This is a genomic window from Sphingomonadaceae bacterium OTU29LAMAA1 (assembly GCA_024072375.1).
Taxonomy (GTDB): domain Bacteria; phylum Pseudomonadota; class Alphaproteobacteria; order Sphingomonadales; family Sphingomonadaceae; genus Sphingomonas.
Window position 1 is genome coordinate 1,234,041 of sequence record CP099617.1, and the last position, 19,539, is coordinate 1,253,579.

Consider the following 19,539-nt stretch of genomic DNA (forward strand, 5'->3'; position numbering starts at 1 on the left):
CCGTCCGGCGTACACATCCGTGCGGTTTTCAGTCGCGGGTCAGCGTCTCGATGGCCTTCAACACATTGAAATAGCGGCTGGCGCCCTCGCCGCCGATCAGCGCCCATCGCACGCCGCGCTCCTCCAGGATTGTCTGGCTCAGGGCGAAGAACCGCCGCCGCTCCGCTTCGGACCCGAACATGCGCGTGCCGTCCTCCACCCACGGCAGATCGATGTCGAACAGCAGGTATAGATCGGCAGTGTTGGTCCAGGTCGAAAACCACACGTCGCGATGACCGAACATCATGTCCGCCCATACGGCAGTCATCAGCGGATCGGTATCGAGGATGACCGGGTAATGCCGCTCATCGAGCGCAGCGCGGACCCTGGCATCATGCCCTTTACCGATCTCGACGAGGTCGGCCATCGTCAGGTCGGTGCCGAACGCCTCGCAATAGGTACGACCGAATTCGGCAACGCACGGCACGCCGCCGAAATGCTGCGCCAGCCGCGGCGCCATCACCGACTTGCCGGTACTTTCCGGCCCATGCAGACAAATCGAGCGCGGCCTCATGCCGTCGTCATCCGCCGTGATGCGCGCCGCCAGCCGACCAATCCCTGTACCGATAACGCAAGCAGCACGACGTAGAGCGCGCAGGTAAACCACAATCCCTTGGCCGCGTAGAGCGGGATGCTCGCGACATCGACGGCGATCCACACCCACCAGCTTTCGATTGCACGCCGCGCCTGCATCAGCTGCGCAGCGACCGATGCGATCGCAATCCCGGCATCCCACCACGGATAGGAGGCGTCGGTATAGCGGTGCATCAGCGCGCCCCACGCAAGACAGGCTGCCATCCCGCCGACCAGCCACATCGCCCGCGTTCCTGCGTCCAGCTGCTCGACCACCACCTCGCCCGCCTCTGCCCGGCTGCGCGCCCAATTGGCCAGCCATACAGGTTGGCGGCGAAGAAGAACCCCTGCAGCAGGGCGTCGCTATATAGCCGAGCGCCTGCGAACACCCAGCCGTAGATCGCCACCGCCACCAGAGCGACGGGAAAGTTCCACACGTTACGCTGCGTGACGAGCGCGACGTTCACCACGACCAGCGCGGCGGCAAGGGCTTCGACGAAATTCATCGGGCGGGTGCCTATGATGCTGCAGGCGGCTGCCGCAAGCCCGATGTTGCCGGACATCGCTGCCCGATCGGAAAACCGACATGGCCGCCAGCCGTTTCGTGCATTTTAGGCTTGATAGGTCGGCATCACGCGTCTAGGCGCTCCCACCTGCAATGTGTCGGGGCGTGGCGCAGTCTGGTAGCGCACTGGTCTCGGGGTCCAGGGGTCGTAGGTTCGAATCCTATCGCCCCGACCATTGCAGCGGTTCGGGCACGGGTGCCGAACCTTCCCCGATCTCGATAATCCATGATCGGTCCTGTTATCGCTACGCACGACAAGGGGGCCGAACGTCAGGCGTCCGGCCCCCTTGTGGCGTCGATCAATCGAGAGGTCGTCAGGCGGCGCGAGCGACCTGCGTGATCGAAGCGTCGTTAGCGACGCGGCGCGCGCGCTTGGCGAGCATCGGCGCGGCGATGCGCTGCCCGGCTTCGAACTGGCGGCGATAGGACACGATTGCGGCGATCAGGCTGAACATCGAGTAACTCCTGGGGACGAATGTGCTGCGATGCAGCATTGCGTTGCCATATGTTGCCGGACCGTAAGTGCGGCAATTGCAATGATCCCAACGAAGAATGCAGAATCTGCAATCGCACGCTACTCTCGTCATCTAGAACGCATTTTTTGCTGATTCCGCTGAACACGGCTCTTCTGCCCTTCCCCGGCCGGGGCGGGCCCCCGTGGCGTTGATGCGCCTGATCGCGGGTATCGCTCCGCCAAAGATATGGGCGACCAAGCTCCGATCTGAGATCCGCAAATGTTCAGAGTGGCGCAAGACGACAGAACCCCCGCCCTACCAACGAATATCGATCCACGCGGATCTCGTATCCGGCGCATTCTTGTTCCGACTGCGCCCGGACACAGCGCACGTTCGGTCCAATCCGCTAATCGGCGGCCGCGACCCAGTCCGCGAGCGTCATCTCACCCGTCCCCCGCGTTTCAGCCTTCATGCTGTTGCGCATGATCTCGATCGCCCAGCGCGTGCGCTCACCGTGATTGCCCGCGACTGCATCGCACGGCACCCACAGATCATATTGCCGCATATGCGCATCCGCGGCGGTGAACAGCACGCAGATATCCGCCGCCACCCCTGCGAGCACCAGCCTGCTGACGCCCAGTTGCGGTAGAAGCACCGGAAGGTTCGTCGCGTAAAAGCCCGAAAACTGCGGCTTGATGATGAAATAGTCGCTCTCGCGCGGACGCAACGCCTCGGTCAGCGCGCGGCCGGGGCCATCCTTCGCCAGTGTCTCCTCGATCAGGCGGTTGCGCTCGGAATGCCATTGTCCGTCGTTGTCGTTGACGTAGATCACCGGCACGCCGGCCGCGTCCGCCGCATCGCGCAGTGTCAGGATCGGCGCGATCGTTGCCTCTGCCGGTTCACGCATCGTCTCCCCGCCCTCGAACGCGAGTGCGTTGACCATGTCGATGATGACGAGGGCAGTCTTGCCCGGCGCGGCGTCGGATTGCTGATCGGCCATGCTTGCGACGTAACAGATTGCGAACGTTGACGCCTTGATCTGGGATGCGATTGGAACGAAACGGGGACATGGCCGACGGCGACCCGCCCCAGCGCAAGATCATCCATATCGACATGGACGCTTTCTACGCATCGGTAGAACAGCGCGACGATCCCGCTCTCCGCGGCAAGCCTGTCGCGGTAGGCGGCTCGCGAGCCCGTGGCGTCGTCGCGGCGGCGAGTTACGAGGCACGCGCGCACGGCGTCCGCTCGGCGATGCCCTCGGTCACTGCGATCCGCCGCTGCCCCGCACTCGTCTTCGTGCCGCCACGCTTTGATGTTTACCGCGCCGTTTCGCAACAGATTCGTGCCGTCTTCGCCGATTATACCGACGCGATCGAGCCGCTGTCGCTCGATGAAGCCTATCTGGATGTTACCGAAGATCGCCATGCGCTCGGATCGGCCAAGGCGATCGCCGAACAGATCCGTGCTCGCATCCGCACGGATACCGGCCTAACCGCGTCAGCCGGGGTCAGCTACAACAAGTTCATCGCCAAACTCGCCTCCGACCAGAACAAGCCCGATGGCATCTGCGTCATTCCCCCGCACAAGGGCGCTGCCTTCGTAGCCTCGCTGCCGGTGAAGCGATTCCACGGCGTCGGACCGGTGACCGCCAGAAAGATGGAATCGCTCGGCATCCTGTCGGGTGCGGATCTGCGCGACCGCCCCTTCGCGTTCCTGCAGGCACATTTCGGCTCCTATGCCGATTATCTCTACGGCGCCGCGCGTGGGATCGATCATCGCCCGGTCCGCGCCGATCGGCCGTCAAAATCGGTCGGTGCCGAACGGACGTTCGAGACCAACCTGTCCGATCCCGCGGACCTGCAGGTCGCGCTCGCACGCGTCGCCGATGCCGCCTGGGTCCGCATCGACCGTTCCAATGCGCGCGGCAGGACGATCACATTGAAGCTACGCCACGCCGACTTCCGGACCATCACCCGGGCGCGGTCGCTGGCAGCGCCGGTAACGGATCGAGCTGCGTTCCTCGACATCGGCCTGGACCTGCTCGCGGCGCAACTGCCGATCCCCGACGGTGTCCGTCTGCTCGGGCTGACGCTGTCGGGCATATCAGGCGACCCGCCGGAAGAAGAGGCGCAACCCAGCCTGCCGCTATGAGCGTCCGGTTCCCCGACGATGGCCAGAGTCCGGCCCAGAAGACAGACGTGGTGAGGGTTAACGCGTCGCCACTCGACGCGTTAACGATCATCGTTTACGCTTCCTTCACCAATTCGGGTGGGGGAATGACGGTCGAGCCCTGGTTCATCGTGGCGATGGCGCTTAGCCTAGCAGGGTACGGCATCTATCTCGCCGGCCTGAGGCGCCATCTGCTCGAGCCGAGCCGCGCGTCCTGGCTTATCTGGGCCGTCGCGACCGGGGTGGAGGCGGCGACGTATCTCGCCGTCAACCCTGGCGAGCCCCAGGGGCTCGTATTTGCCGCTTCCGCCGTCGCCTGCATCATCGTGACGCTGGCGATGTGGCGCCGGTCGCGCTGGACCAGCCCGTCGCCGACCGAGACGATCTGCATGGCGGCGAGCTTCGCCGCAATCGTCCTGTGGCTGCTGCTGAAAGAGACGTTCTGGGCGCATATGCTCGTGGTCGCTGCGGTACCGCTGGGGTTCTGGCCGACCTGGGCCAGCGTATGGGAAGATCGCGCCCGCGAACGCTCGCCCGCATGGGGCCTGTGGACGCTGGGCGATCTCGCGACGCTGATAGTCGCCACACGCAGCAGCGGATCGGGGATCGGCGAATATGCCTATGTCATGGTCGAACTGCTCTGCCACGCCAGCGTCTGGTTGATGGTCGGTCTTGCGACACTCAACCCGCTGCGTTCGTTCGGGCGGCGCGAGGGAGGCCTGCGGGTCCTCGACGCCTATTTGCCCGCCAACCCGTTCGCTGTCGACGAAACGCATCTCGGCAAGGCGGTGTTCGCGGCCCAGGATTTTGCCGAAGGGCAGACGATCGTGCGCTTCTCGGGCCGGACCGTACCGGCATCGCGCCTGCCGACCGGGCTCAGCGGGGCTGCGGATCGCTTCCTCCAGATCGCGCGCGACCGCTATATGGGACCGTCAGGTCGGATCGACGATCTGATCAACCATAGCTGCTCGCCCAACGCCGGGCTGCGCTTTACCGATACCGGGGTCTTCCTCACCGCGCTGCGTGCGATCGTGCCCGGCGAGGAAATCGCCTGGGATTATTCCACCACGCTCGCCGATCCCGACTGGTCGATGATCTGCGCCTGCGGCAGCTCGCAATGCCGCGGCGTCATCCGTGCCTTCGCCGCGCTGCCGCCCGAGATCCAGGACCGCTACCGCGCCAGCGATCTGGTAGCGCCCTATCTCCGCGAACCCGCGAAGAACCAGGCCGCCTGATCCAGCTAGTCCCCCCCCCCCCCCCCGGAGGGGGAAGGGTGAACGTCATCGCCCGCCAGCAGGCAGGTTCGTCTCCAGATACCGTGTCATCAGTGAAAACAGGTGCAGGCTGGTCCCCGGCTTTTCGTAGATGCCATGCGTGCGGTCCGGATAGGCCATCATCGTGAACGGCTTGTTCGCCGCGATTAGTCGATCTTCCAGAACCTCCATATTCTGGTAGTGAACGTTGTCGTCGCCGGTACCGTGGATCACCAGCAGGTTGCCCTTCAGCCCATCGGCATAGGTGATCGGGGAGCCGGCCTTGAACCCGGCAGCATTGTCCGACGGCAGACCCATATACCGTTCCTGATAGACGGTGTCGTATAGCGACTGATCCGCCACCGCCGCCACTGCAATCCCCGTCCTGAACAGGTCCGGGAAGCGGAACATTGCGTGCAGCGTACTGGAACCACCGCCGCTCCAGCCCCAGATGCCGATCCGTTCGGGATCCATATAGGATCGCTGGGTCAGCAGCTTGCGCACGCCCGCGGCATAATCTTCCGGTCCGATCACGCCCAGCTGACGATAGATGCTCTTGCGCCAGTCGCGTCCCCGCGGGGTCGCCGTGCCACGCGGATCGATGCTCGCCACGATATAGCCGCGCTCCGCCAGCATCCGGTGCCACAGCGCAGTATTGCCTCCCCAAGCATCCGCCACCGTCTGCCCCCACGGCTCGCCATAGACGTGGAACAGCACCGGATACCGTTTCGCCGGATCGAAACCCGCCGGCTTGATGATCGACGCGTCCACCGACACGCCCTTGCCGAGATCGATCCGCGTGAACTCGGTAGCGGCCAGCGGCTCTTTGGCGATCACGTCCTGTAACGCCGCATTGCGGGCGAGCACCCTCACCGGGTTTTGCGTCGTAAGGTCGATCATGTCCGTCACCGGCGCGCGATCCGCAGCCGATACGGTATGTCGCGCCCAATGCGCACCCGGCGCAATATCATAGCCGTGCGTCCCCGCCTGCCCCGCTGGCGTCACTCGCTCGACCCGCGGCTTGCCGGTCAGCGATGCGCGATAGAGATAGCGCTGCGTCGGATTGTCGGGTGACGCGATGAACCAGGCCCAGCCGCCCGCCTCATCCACCTGCAACAGGTCGACGACGTCGAACTTGCCCGGCGTGCGCAGGTCCACGCGCTTGCCGTCGGCAGAAACGAGATAGAGGTGCCGCCAGCCGTCCCGCTCGCTCAGCCATGTGAACCGTCGCCCGCGATCCAGCCACGTCGGGTCGACGTTCGCCTCGACCCACGCCGCGTCGCGCTCGACGAACAGCTTGGTCGTCGCGCCCGTCGCCGGATCGGCCCGCAGCACCTAATAAGTGTTCTGCAAGCGGTTGGCATATTGCAGGAACAATTGTCCGCTGTCCGGCGCCCAACTCATCTGCGGCACGTAGTTCTGGCGTGGGTCGCCAGCCAGCTTTACCCATTGTGTCGCGCCGCTTGCCACATCGACGCTGCCGACGCGCACCGCCGAATTGGTCGTGCCCACCTTGGGATATTGCAGCGGGATCGGCTTCGAATATTGGCCGACGGTGTTGGTGATCATGTAGAAGGTGCCGATGCCCGACGTATCGAACCGCCAGAAGGCGATCCGTTTCGAATCCGGGCTCCATTTCCACGCCTTGCGCAGGTAGAATTCCTCTTCGTACACCCAGTCGCCGAGGCCGTTGACGATTAGCTCGCTGCCATCGCTGGTCAGCCGCCGCGCGGTACCGCCTGCGACCGGCTCGACATAAAGGTCGTTGCTCCTCACATACGCGATCCGACTGCCGTCAGGCGAGAACTCGGCATACATCAGGCTCGATGCGGGCGCGTCGCCGCCGATCCGGCGCAGCGTCTTGCTCGCCACGTCGAACAGCCAGTAATCGCCCAGTGCCCTCGTCCGCCGGAACCGCACACCGTTGTTGAAGATCAACAGCTTGCCGCCATCCGCCGACCATGCGTAGCTCTGGATGGCGATCGGCTTCCCGGTTTCCTTCACGATCAGATCGCGAGCCGATACGAGCACCGCCCGCGTGTTGCCTGCCACGTCGTAACGGACGAGGTCGCTGCCGCCTGCGACATCCTTCGATCCCTCGATCGCGGTATACCCCCTGCCGTCGCGCGTCCATTCACCGCCCTCGACCCCTTCGCCCCGGGTCGCACTCTTGCCGAAGATACGATCAAGCGTCAGCGGCATGGATTGCGCGGCGAGCGGCGCCGGAGTGAGCATGGTGGCGAGGCAGGCGAAAATCAGGGCGTTGCGCATCGTCTTGAAGGTCCCGAACTGTTCAGGCAAAGGTGTAACGCGGCGTTTCGGCATCGTATACGCCCGAGGCACCGTCCGATCCCCTTGCCCTTGCATCGCTTTCCCGGTAGGGGCGCGCACTTCCACGCTTATGGCTGGATGCTTGCGGGAGGGTGCCCTGCGCCCGTCTGGACCGCTAAACTTGAAACGAGAGTGACATGGCAAAAAAGATCACAGGTTACATCAACCTGCAGGTTCCTGCAGGCGACGCGAAGCCCGCCCCGCCGATCGGCCCGGCGCTGGGTCAGCGCGGCGTGAACATCATGGAATTCTGCAAGGCGTTCAACGCGCAGACGACCGACATGGACAAGGGGACGCCGCTCCCCACCAAGATTACCGTCTATGCCGACCGTTCGTTCTCGTTCGAGATCAAGACGCCGCCGGCATCGTTCCTCATCAAGAAGGCCGCCGGCCTGAAGTCGGGCTCGAAGGAGCCGGGTAAGGTCGTCGCAGGCAAGATCGCGCGCAGCAAGCTCGCCGAGATCGCCCAGACCAAGATGAAGGACCTGAACGCCAACGACATCGAGGCTGCGACCAAGATCATCGAAGGCTCCGCCCGCGCGATGGGCCTCGAAGTGACGGAGGGCTGATAAGATGGCCAAGCAGACCAAGAAGCGTAAGTCGAACGCGATCAACCCCGAGACGCTGCACGGCGTCGATCAGGCGATCAGCCTCGCCAAGCAGAACGCCACCGCCAAGTTCGACGAGACCATCGAGGTCGCGCTGAACCTGGGCGTCGATCCGCGCCACGCCGACCAGATGGTCCGCGGCGTCGTGACGCTGCCCGCCGGCACCGGCAAGACCGTTCGCGTCGGCGTGTTCGCCCGCGGTGCGAAGGCCGAGGAAGCCCTTGCGGCGGGTGCGGACGTCGTCGGCGCCGAAGACCTGATGGAAACCATCCAGGGCGGCACCATCGACTTCGATCGCTGCATCGCGACCCCGGACATGATGGGCGTCGTCGGTCGCCTCGGTAAGGTGCTGGGTCCCAAGGGCCTGATGCCGAACCCGAAGCTCGGCACCGTCACCATGAACGTCGCCGAAGCGGTCAAGGCTGCCAAGGGCGGCCAGGTCGAGTATCGCGTCGAAAAGGCCGGCATCATCCACTCCGGCATCGGCAAGGCATCGTTCACGCAGGAAGACCTGCGTCGTAACTTCGACGCGCTGGTTGACGCCGTGGTGCGTGCCAAGCCATCGGGCGCCAAGGGCAAGTATGTCCGCAAGGTCGCCGTCAGCTCGACGATGGGTCCTGGCATCCGCGTCGACACTGCCGAGGTCGCCGGCGCGTAAGCGCTTCGATCTAAAGGTAAAAACGAAAAGGGCCGGGATCGCTCCCGGCCCTTTTTGCGTAGGCGTAGCGGATGACCCGGACCGGCGCCGGTCAGTCGCCTTTTGCGACGCTCGCGCTGCCGTCGAGATGTGCGCCGATCGCGGCAAAGGGTCGCGACAGGATATTGCCGACCTGATGCGCGACGAACAGCGCAGCGCTGCCGATCGCGATGGTTAAGACGGCGAACTGGAATGCGGCGGAAAAACGCCGGCTCCGCGCTTCTCGCTCACCAATCGAGGGCCGTCTTCGCCCGGCGACGCGGCGATCCGCGCCCATCTCGCCCGCCGTCGCATCCGGCTTGAGAGCCGGCGGCCTCGCCGAGACCACGCCATCCACATCGATCGGGTCTTGGGTACGCACCCCAAAATACGATCCACTCTGCCACACGACGCGCCCAACGATAATATGGTGGACGCGACGGATCTCGATCACCGTTCCCGGCCGACACACCGTTTCCGACGTTGCCAACAACCCGCGGGACGACATGTTGTGGATCAGGACATCGCCCCAATCTGCGCCACACCGCATACGGGCGCGCACCAGCACCTTGCGACGTGCCTCGCGCGTTTTCACCGCCCTGCTATCCGGCCGGGTGGCATCCTCGATCCCCTGCTGATCTCCCGATTCGTCATCACGATCGTCGATAACAGATAAACGTTAATGGTCGACATCCGACGCAAACAAGATCGTCAGGCTATTCGAGACACTTGAAGTTCACGAGTTCCGGTTGCGAGCGGCAGCGGAAAGCATGTTTCCGCTGCCGCTCACCTCTTCACAATCCGACGATGCCGCCATCGGTTTTGGTGATGACGATCGTCGCAGAGCGCGGGCGACCGGTGCCCGTCCCCGTCGCTTGGCTTTGTGGCCAGTTGCTGGTGATGTTGGTCGGGCCACCGCCCTCGCCGGGATGCTGGATGTTGACGAACAGCGTGCGACCATCCGGCGTCGAGTCGATGCCGGTGATCTCACAGAACTTCGGCCCGACGAGGAACCGCTTCAGCGCGGCACCGGGCGCCTTGCCGATGCGCGTCGTCTGCGACCCCGCCGCGCCGTTCAGGCTGTTGGTGATGGTCCGCGTACCGCCATCGCCGACGGTGCCGGGGATCGCCGCCAGCATCATGCAGTTGGTGACGTCGGTAAAGGCGCCATCATCGGTCTGGATCCACAACAGCGGCGTGCCCTGCCCCGCGACGTTGCTGGGCCGGGCGAACCACAGACCGTCCGGCGACGAAAAATCGTTGGTGGCGTCCAGGTTGGACAGGTTGATGTTCGCAGGGTTGAGATCGCTACCCGCACCGAAGGCGTAGATGTCCCATGTGAAGGTCAACGATTCACTGCTGTCGCCGGTTTCACGCAGGCGAAAGACGTGACCGTTGGGATTGCCGTTCGATGCGCCCCCGGTGGTCTTGGGATCGCTGTACGCGCGTGGGTTGGCCGCATCGGTGGTGGCGACGGTCCGCGACGAATTATTGGTCAGCGTCAGGTACATCTCGCCGCTGACCGGATTGACCGCGGTCCATTCCGGGCGGTCCATGCGGGTCGCGCCGAGCACATCGCCGGCAAGACGGGCATGGGTGAGCACGTCGGCCTGATCGGCAAAGGCGTAGGTCGCATTACCGGCCGTGAGCGGCGCGGTACCGAAGGTCAGCGGCATCCATTGGCCGCTGCCATCGGCGTTCATCTTCGCTACGTAAAGCGTACCGCTATCGAGATATTTGTCGCCGATCGCGAGGCGGTTGGCCGCCGTCGAATCCGCAGCCGCCCATGGCGTGGCGGACACGAACTTGTAGACATATTCGTTCTGTGCGTCGTCGCCCATGTAGAAGGCGGGGCGGACGCCGGCGATGATCCGGCCGGGGACGACACCTTCGTGGTTCATACGGCCGAGCGCGGTGCGCTTCCGCGGGGTCGAGGCGGCGTCGAACGGGTCGATCTCGACGATCCAGCCATATTGATTGGGCTCGTTGCGGAAATCGGCGGTGCCGCTTGCCGGCTGCGTCGGGTCGACCGTCGCATTGAACTTGGCGATGCGGGTGTCGCCCGCTGCCGGGGCCGCTGCCGTCGCCCAATCGTAATTGCCCCGACGGATCGTATCGCCGCTGCCCATACCGAGGCCATAGCGGTTGAAGGCGACCACCGACCGGGCGCCCAGCGCCGTCGTCCGCCGTGCATTGTCGCCGGCCTCACGCCGGTAGTACCCCGCCCAGTTTTCCTCGGCAGTGCAATAGGTCATCCACGGCATGGTGCCGTTAGCGCAATTGTTGATCGTGCCGCGGCCTGCGCGGCCGGTCGGCGAGAAGGCGGTGAACAGCAGGGTATTGCCGGCGACCGGACCGGAGAAGCTCATCTGCGTGAACGGTGTAATGCGGCGGTTGAGACTGCCGGTCGGGATATAGCTCCAGCCGCTGGTCCCGCGCGTAATCTCGATCACACTGACGCCGTGCGCCTCGATCTCCTTCAGCACCTCGGCGGTCGGACGGACACCGGCAACGGTCGTGGGACCGTTTGGGTGCAGATAGCTTTCGGTGATATTTTCGTGGTTCATTACCAGCAGGCCGCGACTGCTGTTATTGGCGTCCGGCGCGGTGCCGGTGGCGGCAAGGCCGAAAAAGCTCATCCCGTCATGGTGATCGCCGGCGCGCGCCGAGAAGGTCGTGTCCGTCCCGTCGTTGGCATAAGCGCCGACGGTGCCGTTGATCGGATCGCCCAGGCGATACAGCACGGTGACCTGATAGCCCGAGGGAACCGCGACTACGTCGGCGAGGCTCTTCGGCACCGCCGTGAAGTCGAGGGTCGCAGGCGTCACGGTGACGCTGGTGTCCGCGACCGAGGTGATGCCATCCGACGACGTGCTGCTGAAGCGGAAGCCGAGCATCGTCGAGGCGGTGACCGCGGGTGCGGTGAAGCTGGCCGTCGGGCTCGCGCCATTGGCGAGCGTGACGATCGGACCGCTCGTCTGCGTCCAGCCGGCCGACGCCGAATTGCCACTGGTGACGGTGCCGCTCAACGTCACCGTCTTGCCCGTCGATGTGGTGATCGACGATCCGGCGGTGACGGTGGTCGCGCGTCGCTCGTCATCCTTGTCGCAGGCGGCCAGCATCGTGCTGCCGAACACGGCCGCGGTCATCGCAGACAGGCCGCCGCGCATCGTCTGGCGCCGCGAATAGCGCGATGCGATCAGATCGCCAATGTGCGGATTGGCCGTGGTGTTGGTATCGACGTCACCATCGTCATAGCCGATCGTCGGCTGGTTCAGCATCGTCATGAGATATCCCCCGGATTTCGCGGCAGCGTGCCGCCGATTCCGGTGCTTTGCCGGGGAAAAGCGGCAAACCGATTGCGTGGGGATGACGGCGACGTGAAAGCAGAATGACGGAATGAAGACGGTCCGCGCATGGAACCACAAACAATCGTTCTACCTTCCCCGAAAGACCAACAGGTGCCGGGAATTGACTTATTCCCGCTTCCCGCTATGAGCGCACTCTTGCCGGTGGGTTCGCCCGTCGTGCATCCGTCCGAGACAGCAGGTGCCGCGGAATATGCCGCAGCTTAATGTCCTGCCGAGACGGGGACAGGAATTTACGAACGGAACGCGCCTGCGCGTCCCGGTCTGCCGCCCTTCACGGGTGCCTTCCCCATCGATGGACAACCCCGGCGGGGTTTTCCCCACCGGTTTGTAACCGGGCACGGCGTTCGCGCTGTGTTCAAAACGTGGAGAATGGCATGGATCGTGCTCAAAAGGCCGCGGCCGTTGCCGAGTTGAATCGCACCTTTTCCGAAGTCGGCGTGGTAGTCGTTACCCGCAACAACGGAATGACGGTTGCCCAGTCCACCCGACTGCGCAACGCGATGCGGGATGCCGGCGCGACCTACAAGGTCTCGAAGAACAAGCTTGCCAAGATCGCACTGGATGGCACCGATTACGGTTCGGTGGGCGACATGCTCACGGGTCCCGTCGGCCTCGCCACCTCGATCGATCCGGTCGCCGCAGCCAAGGTTGCGGTGGAATTCGCGAAGACGAACGACAAGTTCGAAATCGTGGGTGGATCGATGGGTGCGACCCCTCTCGACCTCGCTGGCGTGCAAGCGCTCGCTACCCTGCCCTCGCTGGATGAACTCCGGGCGAAGATCGTCGGCCTCATCGTTGCTCCGGCAACGAAGCTCGCGACCATCACCCAGGCTCCCGCGGCGCAGATCGCGCGCGTGCTGTCGGCTTATGCCGAGAAGGAAGCCGCCTGAATTTCAGGCGCTTTTGGATAAGCGAATTTTCAACTGACACTTTGGGGCGTTCGCCCCGACATATGAAGGAAGTATCATGGCAGACCTGAACGCGCTCGTTGAGAGCCTGAGCGAACTGACCGTCCTCGAAGCAGCCGAGCTGTCGAAGCTGCTCGAAGAGAAGTGGGGCGTTTCGGCCGCAGCAGCGGTTGCAGCACCGGCAGCTGGCGGCGGCGCAGCCGCTCCGGCAGCTGAAGAGCAGACCGAATTCGACGTCATCCTGACCGGCGACGGTGGCAAGAAGATCAACGTCATCAAGGAAGTCCGCGCGATCACCGGCCTGGGCCTGACCGAAGCGAAGGCTCTCGTCGAGGGCGCGCCGAAGGCCGTCAAGGAAGGCGTGAACAAGGACGAGGCCACAAAGGTCAAGGCGCAGCTGGAAGCAGCCGGCGCGACCGTCGAGCTGAAGTAAGCCGCAGCGGGGGGCGAAGTAGCCGGCAAGCCGGCCCGGCGACTTACCCCCGCAAGGCCGGCCGGCGCGGCGAAAAGCCGCGTCCGACGTCATGGGCTTTGCCCATGACCACCAAGCCAGCCGAAGCGACAAGGAAAAGGGCGGCTCCCGCAAGGGAAGCCGCCCTTTTTCGTTCCTGCCGGTGGAGCGGTGATCCGTGACCGGAGCGTAGCGAGCGATCGTACTGCTCATCACCACGATCGTCATTGGAAGCGTAGCGAAGCAACCCAGAGCCGGATCAGGACGCGCTGGATTGCTTCGCTACGCTTCCAATGACGGAAGTGCAGCTAACGTCTCAACCGATCCGCAGACATAATCGACCCCTATCGCACAACCCCCGCAGCATAGGCCCGCGCACCGATCGCCTCGAACATCCGCGCCGGCTGGTCCAGCCACAGCGGCGACAGCTTCGCGCTATCGACCCGCTCCACGCCGACCGCGAACGCCTGCGCGACCTGTCCCGACATTCCACCCGCATCGTACAGCACGTTGATCGCCACGACCGGCACGAACATCGGTCGCCCGCCCGCCTCCAGCGGCTGTATCTCGGCGCGTGACAGCGCGACGACCAGCCGCACCCGGCGTTCCTCGCCCGGTGCCAGCACGAAGGGCGGCGTGACGGGCCGGCCTACCGGCTGGGCGAACAGCGGACCGACGTCGTCAGGAGGGCCGGCGGCGGCCCCCATCAGCAAAGCACCGACGCGAACCGCACCGGCGGGAACAGTGCCCTCATTGCGGAGCAGAAGTTCCGCCTCGACCGTCGCGCTCAACAGGTTGAGGCCGGCGCGACGCGGGTGGAGCACCATCATGACCTGCGCACGTTCTGTCGGCACCGGGAGCGGATCGAGCATCGTCGGCTCGGTCGCAGCCTGCGGAGTTGGCTGTAGCACCCCGACCAGCGGTGACGCCGCTACGGCATTCGGAGCGACACGCCCGTCTTCGATCATCGGGTGGTCAGGCGCCTTACGGCGACGCCTCCAGACGATCCCCGCGATCAGCGCTGCAAGGCCCCCGCACCCGGCGATCCATGCACCCCATCCGCTGGACGAAGACGGCGCAGGCCCCTCCAGGGCCGGCATCGTCGATGCCGCAGCCGGAGACGGCGCGGCAGGGATAGGCGCAGCAGCAGCGGATGGTGTCGCGTTCACCGTCCGCGTCGCACTCGGCACGGGCGTTGAAGTCACACGCGGCGTCGGGGTCGGGGTCGGCGTGACACGGGCCGTCGGTGTCGCCATCGCGCGCGGGGTCGGACGCGCGACCGGCGTGGCGCGGGGTGTAGGCGTGACGGCGGGCGTCGGCGTCGGAGCGGGCGTGTCATCCGGCACCGGCGTCGCCTGCGGCGTCGACCGCGATGACGGCAGGCTGAAGTTGTCGAGCCCCGGTATGGTCTGCGGCGGCGGCGCGCTCGTCGTCTGCGCTCGGACCGCCAGCGGCGATACGCCCGCCAAAAGCCCCGCCACCAGCAAGGCGATCGCGCCAGACTGTGCGCGCCGCGGATTGTTCATGGAATTCGATCTCACCTAAAACCTTGTGCCCGCTCCTTAGTGAACCGCAGCCGACCGCCACCTGCGCTGCGACGAAGCGCCCCGGACGGCGGATGGAGCGAAGCGAGCGATTGGACGCCTGTTGGCGCCTCCCCCTTTGACAGCGTCCAACACCGCGCCTATATCCGCGCCTCACCACAGCTTTCGGGACATGATGCGCCGTCGCGCAGTGCATCGTACGAATAGGGAGCTGCGGTTCATAGACGCCAAGGGCCGACGCAGTATAATGCGATCGGCTTTTTTGCGTCGCTGCTCGCGTCTCGCTCCGGAGGTTTCCGGGCACGATATTCCGGCCGAACCCAGGCAACTGGCAGGCCACGACTGAGGGCATAACGATCATGGCCACCAAGGCGATCCAGGGCAGCACCGCCAAGCGGCGCATCCGCAAGATCTTCGGGGACATCCACGAAGTCATCCAGATGCCGAACCTGATCGAGGTTCAGCGCGAAAGCTACGAGCAGTTCCTGCGCTCGGACAAGAGCACCGGCCACGTGTCGGGCCTCGAAAAGACGCTGCGCAGCGTCTTCCCGATCCAGGATTTCGCCGGCACCGCGTATCTCGACTTCGACGATTACGTCTTGGAACCGCCGAAGTTCGACGTCGAGGAATGCCGCCAGCGGGGCATCACCTATGCCGCGCCGATGCGCGTCACGCTGCGCCTGACTGCGTTCGAGGTCGATCCGGATACTGAGGCCAAGTCGGTCATCGATATCAAGGAGCAGGACGTCTACATGGGCGACATGCCCCTGATGACGGGCAACGGCACCTTCTTCATTAACGGCACCGAGCGCGTGATCGTGTCGCAGATGCACCGTTCGCCGGGCGTGCTGTTCGACCATGACCGTGGCAAGACCCACGCGTCGGGCAAATACCTCTTCGCCGCGCGCGTCATTCCGTATCGCGGCTCGTGGCTCGACTTCGAATTCGACGCCAAGGACATCGTCAACGTCCGTATCGATCGCAAGCGCAAGCTGCCGGTGACGGCACTGCTCTATGCGCTGGGCATGACCAGCGAGGATATCCTCAACTACTTCTACAACCGCGTGACGTATGTGCGTGGTCAGGGTGGCTGGATCATCCCGTTTGCCGCGGAAAACTGGCGCGGTGTGAAGCCGTTGTTCGACATCGTCGACGCATCGTCGGGCGAGGTCGTGTTCGCGGCGCAGCAGAAGATCAGCCCGCGCGCCGCCAACAAGGCGGCCAAGGACGGCCTGACGCAGCTGTTGATCCCGACCGAGGAAATCTTCGGCCGCTATTCGGCCTACGACCTCATCAACGAGACGACGGGCGAGATCTACGTCGAGGCCGGTGACGAAATCGGTCCCGACAATCTCGAGGCGCTCGACAAGGCCGGCATCGACACGATCGAGCTGCTCGACATCGACCACGTCTCGACCGGCGCGTGGATTCGCAACACGCTGAAGGCCGACAAGGCCGAAGAGCGCGAGCAGGCGCTGTCCGATATCTATCGCGTGATGCGCCCCGGCGAGCCGCCGACGCTGGAAACCGCGGAAGCGCTGTTCTCGGGCCTGTTCTTCGATCCGGACCGCTACGACCTGTCGGCGGTGGGCCGCGTCAAGCTGAACATGCGTCTCGACCTCGATGCCGAGGATACCGTCACTACGCTGCGCAGCGAGGACATCCTTGCCGTCATCAAGACGCTGGTCGGCCTGAAGGACGGCAAGGGCGAGATCGACGACATCGACAACCTCGGCAACCGCCGCGTGCGTTCGGTGGGCGAGCTGCTGGAAAACCAGTATCGCGTCGGCCTGCTCCGCATGGAGCGCGCCGTGAAGGAGCGCATGTCGTCGGTCGACGTGTCCACCGTGATGCCGAACGATCTGATCAACGCCAAGCCGGCGGTGGCCGCGGTGCGTGAATTCTTCGGTTCGTCGCAGCTGTCGCAGTTCATGGATCAGACCAACCCGCTGTCCGAAGTGACGCACAAGCGTCGTGTTTCGGCGCTCGGGCCGGGTGGTCTGACGCGTGAGCGTGCAGGCTTCGAAGTCCGCGACGTTCATCCGACGCACTATGGCCGCATCTGCCCGATCGAGACGCCGGAAGGCCCGAACATCGGTCTGATCAACAGCCTCGCGTCGTTCAGCCGCGTCAACAAATACGGCTTCATCGAGACGCCGTACCGCAAGGTCGTCGACCACAAGGTCACCGACGACGTCGTCTATCTGTCGGCGATGGAAGAGGCCAAGCACACGATCGCGCAGGCATCGGCCGAACTGAACGGCGATGGTGGCTTTGCCGAGGAACTGGTGTCGTCGCGTCAGGCGGGCGAATTCCTGATGGCGCTGCCCGACAACGTCACGCTGATGGACGTCAGCCCCAAGCAGCTCGTCTCGGTCGCCGCATCGCTCATTCCTTTCCTGGAAAACGATGACGCCAACCGCGCGCTGATGGGTTCGAACATGCAGCGTCAGGCCGTGCCGCTGGTGAAGGCGGAAGCGCCCTTCGTCGGCACCGGCATGGAAGAGACCGTGGCGCGCGATTCGGGCGCCGCGATCGGAGCGAAGCGCGCCGGTATCGTCGATCAGGTCGACGCCAGCCGTATCGTCATCCGTGCCACCGGCGAGGTCGATTCGACCAAGTCGGGCGTCGACATCTACACGCTGATGAAGTTCCAGCGTTCGAACCAGTCGACCTGCATCAACCAGCGTCCGCTGGTGAAGGTGGGCGACGTGGTCAACGCCGGCGACGTCATCGCCGACGGTCCCTCGACCGAGTTCGGCGAGCTGGCGCTGGGCCGCAACGCGCTCGTCGCGTTCATGCCCTGGAACGGCTACAACTACGAGGATTCGATCCTCATCAGCGAGCGGATCGTGAAGGACGACGTGTTCACGTCGATCCACATCGACGAGTTCGAGGTGATGGCCCGCGACACCAAGCTCGGGCCGGAAGACATCACGCGCGACATCCCCAACGTCGGCGAGGAAGCGCTGCGCAACCTCGACGAGGCGGGCATCGTCTACGTCGGTGCCGAGGTCGAGCCGGGCGATATCCTCGTCGGCAAGATCACGCCGAAGGGCGAAAGCCCGATGACGCCGGAGGAGAAGCTGCTCCGCGCCATCTTCGGTGAAAAGGCGTCGGACGTGCGCGACACCTCGCTGCGCCTGCCCCCGGGCGTTGCCGGTACGATCGTCGACGTGCGCGTCTTCAATCGCCACGGCATCGACAAGGACGAGCGCGCGATGGCGATCGAGCGCGAGGAGATCGAGCGCCTGAAGAAGGATTCGGACGACGAGCGCACCATCCTGAACCGTGCCACATGGTCGCGCCTGCGCGAAATGCTGCTCGATCAGGTCGCCACTGCCGTGCCGAAGGGCCTAAAGAAGGGCTCGACGATCGACATGGACCTGCTCGACAGCGTCGACCGCCACGAATGGTGGAAGTTCGCGGTTGCCGACGACAAGGTCCAGGGCGACCTGGAAGCCGTCAAGCAGCAGTATGACGAAGCCGCCAAGCGGATCACGGACAAGTTCCACGATCGTCGCGAGAAGCTGGAGCGTGGCGACGAGCTGCCGCCGGGCGTGCTCAAGATGGTCAAGGTCTTCGTCGCGGTGAAGCGCAAGCTGCAGCCGGGCGACAAGATGGCCGGCCGTCACGGCAACAAGGGCGTCATCAGCCGCATCCTGCCGGCGGAGGACATGCCGTTCCTCGCCGACGGTACGCCGGTCGATCTCGTACTCAACCCGCTGGGCGTGCCGTCGCGCATGAACGTCGGTCAGATCTTCGAAACGCACCTCGGCTGGGCGGCCCGCAATCTGGGCATGCAGGTCGCGGCGGCGCTCGACGATTGGCGCGACGCCAACCCGGATGCCAAGGCGGGCGAGATGCCGGACGCGGTCAAGGAGCGGCTGGTCGAGGTCTATGGCGATCACTACGCCGAGGACATCCAGAGCCGCGATCCGGACGAGATCGTCGAGCTGGTGCACAACATCCGCACCGGCATCCCGATGGGCACCCCGGTGTTCGACGGCGCACGCGAGAGCGACGTGTCGGCGATGCTGGAGCTGGCGGGCCTCGACACGTCGGGCCAGTCGGAGCTGTTCGACGGACGCACGGGCGACAAGTTCGACCGCAAGGTGACGGTGGGCATCATCTACATGCTCAAGCTGCACCACCTCGTGGACGACAAGATCCACGCGCGTTCGATCGGGCCGTACTCGCTGGTCACCCAGCAGCCGCTGGGTGGTAAGGCACAGTTCGGCGGCCAGCGCTTCGGCGAGATGGAGGTCTGGGCGCTCCAGGCCTATGGCGCGGCGTACACCTTGCAGGAAATGCTGACGGTGAAGTCGGACGACGTCGTCGGCCGCACCAAGGTCTACGAGGCGATCGTCAAGGGCGACGACACGTTCGAGGCCGGCATCCCGGAGAGCTTCAACGTGCTCGTCAAGGAAATGCGCAGCCTGGGTCTCAACGTCGATCTCAAGACCATGCAGGACGTGGACGACGAGGGCGGCATCGCGATCGCGGCGGAGTAAGCCATACGTCCCCTTTCCCCCCCGTGGGAGAGGGGCAAGCCGCGGAACGCGGCGCGGGGTGAGGGGAAGTGCGGGACGA

The 19,539-nt window shown here is 64.7% G+C and carries 15 protein-coding genes, 1 tRNA gene and 2 pseudogenes; 9 read left to right on the forward strand and 9 right to left on the reverse strand.

Translation table 11 applies throughout. From position 1 onward, the window contains the following. Positions 1 to 28: 28 nt before the first annotated feature. Entirely contained in the window at positions 29 to 553 is a 525-nt protein-coding gene (locus NF699_06175) for an AAA family ATPase (GenBank protein ID USU06248.1), read from the reverse strand. Beyond that, a pseudogene (gene pnuC / locus NF699_06180) lies at positions 550 to 1,118 on the reverse strand (nicotinamide riboside transporter PnuC). Before pnuC ends, NF699_06175 begins: the two are co-directional and overlap by 4 nt. Before the next feature lie 158 nt (positions 1,119 to 1,276). Between pnuC and NF699_06185 the strand changes: the two are divergent. After that, positions 1,277 to 1,353 (forward strand) — tRNA-Pro (locus NF699_06185). A 138-nt stretch (positions 1,354 to 1,491) separates the two neighbouring features. Here NF699_06185 and NF699_06190 read toward each other — a convergent pair. Then, positions 1,492 to 1,632 carry a hypothetical protein gene (locus tag NF699_06190; GenBank protein ID USU06249.1) on the reverse strand — a complete coding sequence of 47 codons (141 nt, stop codon included), beginning with the start codon at positions 1,630 to 1,632 and terminating at the stop codon, positions 1,492 to 1,494. Between the two features lie 406 nt (positions 1,633 to 2,038). Continuing rightward, a complete protein-coding gene (locus NF699_06195; GenBank protein USU06250.1) occupies positions 2,039 to 2,632 on the reverse strand; it encodes a cysteine hydrolase in 594 nt (197 codons plus the stop codon). Between the two features lie 68 nt (positions 2,633 to 2,700). On the opposite strand from NF699_06195, the gene dinB reads away from it, so the two are divergent. Together dinB and NF699_06205 are read left to right on the forward strand one after the other, a co-directional pair. Beyond that, positions 2,701 to 3,786, forward strand: coding sequence for a DNA polymerase IV (dinB, locus tag NF699_06200; GenBank protein USU06251.1), 1,086 nt, complete (start codon positions 2,701 to 2,703; stop codon positions 3,784 to 3,786). 125 nt (positions 3,787 to 3,911) lie between these two features. Then, positions 3,912 to 5,039 (forward strand): SET domain-containing protein-lysine N-methyltransferase, encoded by a 1,128-nt coding sequence (locus NF699_06205; protein ID USU06252.1) that lies wholly within the window; start codon positions 3,912 to 3,914, stop codon positions 5,037 to 5,039. A 45-nt stretch (positions 5,040 to 5,084) separates the two neighbouring features. Here NF699_06205 and NF699_06210 read toward each other — a convergent pair whose 3' ends face one another. Together NF699_06210 and NF699_06215 are read right to left on the reverse strand one after the other, a co-directional pair. After that, positions 5,085 to 5,693, reverse strand: a complete 609-nt coding sequence (locus NF699_06210) for a S9 family peptidase (protein USU07017.1) — start codon at positions 5,691 to 5,693, stop codon at positions 5,085 to 5,087. A 384-nt stretch (positions 5,694 to 6,077) separates the two neighbouring features. Continuing rightward, positions 6,078 to 7,259 (reverse strand): annotated as a pseudogene (locus NF699_06215) (DPP IV N-terminal domain-containing protein). A gap of 266 nt (positions 7,260 to 7,525) precedes the next feature. On the opposite strand from NF699_06215, the gene rplK reads away from it, so the two are divergent. Both rplK and rplA read left to right on the forward strand, forming a co-directional pair. After that, positions 7,526 to 7,957, forward strand: coding sequence for a 50S ribosomal protein L11 (rplK, locus tag NF699_06220; protein ID USU06253.1), 432 nt, complete (start codon positions 7,526 to 7,528; stop codon positions 7,955 to 7,957). A gap of 4 nt (positions 7,958 to 7,961) precedes the next feature. Beyond that, a complete protein-coding gene (rplA, locus tag NF699_06225) occupies positions 7,962 to 8,654 on the forward strand; it encodes a 50S ribosomal protein L1 (GenBank protein ID USU06254.1) in 693 nt (230 codons plus the stop codon). 91 nt (positions 8,655 to 8,745) lie between these two features. On the opposite strand, the gene NF699_06230 is transcribed toward rplA, so the two are convergent. Further along, positions 8,746 to 9,267 carry a hypothetical protein gene (locus NF699_06230; GenBank protein ID USU06255.1) on the reverse strand — a complete coding sequence of 174 codons (522 nt, stop codon included), beginning with the start codon at positions 9,265 to 9,267 and terminating at the stop codon, positions 8,746 to 8,748. A gap of 199 nt (positions 9,268 to 9,466) precedes the next feature. After that, on the reverse strand, positions 9,467 to 11,953 hold the full coding sequence (locus NF699_06235; protein ID USU07018.1) for a PhoX family phosphatase: 2,487 nt from the start codon (positions 11,951 to 11,953) through the stop codon (positions 9,467 to 9,469). Positions 11,954 to 12,417: 464 nt separating this feature from the next. Between NF699_06235 and rplJ the strand changes: the two genes are divergently transcribed. Next, positions 12,418 to 12,933 carry a 50S ribosomal protein L10 gene (gene rplJ / locus NF699_06240; protein USU06256.1) on the forward strand — a complete coding sequence of 172 codons (516 nt, stop codon included), beginning with the start codon at positions 12,418 to 12,420 and terminating at the stop codon, positions 12,931 to 12,933. 76 nt (positions 12,934 to 13,009) lie between these two features. Beyond that, the gene (gene rplL, locus NF699_06245) at positions 13,010 to 13,384 is read left to right on the forward strand and encodes a 50S ribosomal protein L7/L12 (GenBank protein ID USU06257.1); all 375 of its coding nucleotides are present in this window, start codon (positions 13,010 to 13,012) and stop codon (positions 13,382 to 13,384) included. Between the two features lie 362 nt (positions 13,385 to 13,746). Here rplL and NF699_06250 read toward each other — a convergent pair whose 3' ends face one another. Next, positions 13,747 to 14,370 carry a hypothetical protein gene (locus NF699_06250; protein ID USU06258.1) on the reverse strand — a complete coding sequence of 208 codons (624 nt, stop codon included), beginning with the start codon at positions 14,368 to 14,370 and terminating at the stop codon, positions 13,747 to 13,749. A gap of 262 nt (positions 14,371 to 14,632) precedes the next feature. Here NF699_06250 and NF699_06255 point away from each other — a divergent pair, with 262 nt between their 5' ends. Together NF699_06255 and rpoB are read left to right on the forward strand one after the other, a co-directional pair. Then, positions 14,633 to 14,947, forward strand: coding sequence for a hypothetical protein (locus NF699_06255; GenBank protein ID USU06259.1), 315 nt, complete (start codon positions 14,633 to 14,635; stop codon positions 14,945 to 14,947). A 358-nt stretch (positions 14,948 to 15,305) separates the two neighbouring features. Beyond that, positions 15,306 to 19,460 carry a DNA-directed RNA polymerase subunit beta gene (rpoB, locus tag NF699_06260; GenBank protein ID USU06260.1) on the forward strand — a complete coding sequence of 1,385 codons (4,155 nt, stop codon included), beginning with the start codon at positions 15,306 to 15,308 and terminating at the stop codon, positions 19,458 to 19,460. The last annotated feature ends 79 nt before the right edge of the window (positions 19,461 to 19,539 follow it).

Bases quoted from the DNA above. Each gene is read 5' to 3' on its own strand.
- dinB (USU06251.1), top strand. From the start codon at position 2,701: ATGGCCGACGGCGACCCGCCCCAGCGCAAGATCATCCATATCGACATG.
- rplA (USU06254.1), top strand. From the start codon at position 7,962: ATGGCCAAGCAGACCAAGAAGCGTAAGTCGAACGCGATCAACCCCGAG.
- rplL (USU06257.1), top strand. From the start codon at position 13,010: ATGGCAGACCTGAACGCGCTCGTTGAGAGCCTGAGCGAACTGACCGTC.
- NF699_06205 (USU06252.1), top strand. From the start codon at position 3,912: ATGACGGTCGAGCCCTGGTTCATCGTGGCGATGGCGCTTAGCCTAGCA.
- NF699_06210 (USU07017.1), bottom strand. From the start codon at position 5,693: ATGCTGGCGGAGCGCGGCTATATCGTGGCGAGCATCGATCCGCGTGGC.
- NF699_06190 (USU06249.1), bottom strand. From the start codon at position 1,632: ATGTTCAGCCTGATCGCCGCAATCGTGTCCTATCGCCGCCAGTTCGAA.
- NF699_06175 (USU06248.1), bottom strand. From the start codon at position 553: ATGAGGCCGCGCTCGATTTGTCTGCATGGGCCGGAAAGTACCGGCAAG.
- NF699_06195 (USU06250.1), bottom strand. From the start codon at position 2,632: ATGGCCGATCAGCAATCCGACGCCGCGCCGGGCAAGACTGCCCTCGTC.
- rplK (USU06253.1), top strand. From the start codon at position 7,526: ATGGCAAAAAAGATCACAGGTTACATCAACCTGCAGGTTCCTGCAGGC.
- rpoB (USU06260.1), top strand. From the start codon at position 15,306: ATGGCCACCAAGGCGATCCAGGGCAGCACCGCCAAGCGGCGCATCCGC.
- NF699_06235 (USU07018.1), bottom strand. From the start codon at position 11,953: ATGCTGAACCAGCCGACGATCGGCTATGACGATGGTGACGTCGATACC.
- rplJ (USU06256.1), top strand. From the start codon at position 12,418: ATGGATCGTGCTCAAAAGGCCGCGGCCGTTGCCGAGTTGAATCGCACC.
- NF699_06250 (USU06258.1), bottom strand. From the start codon at position 14,370: ATGATCGAAGACGGGCGTGTCGCTCCGAATGCCGTAGCGGCGTCACCG.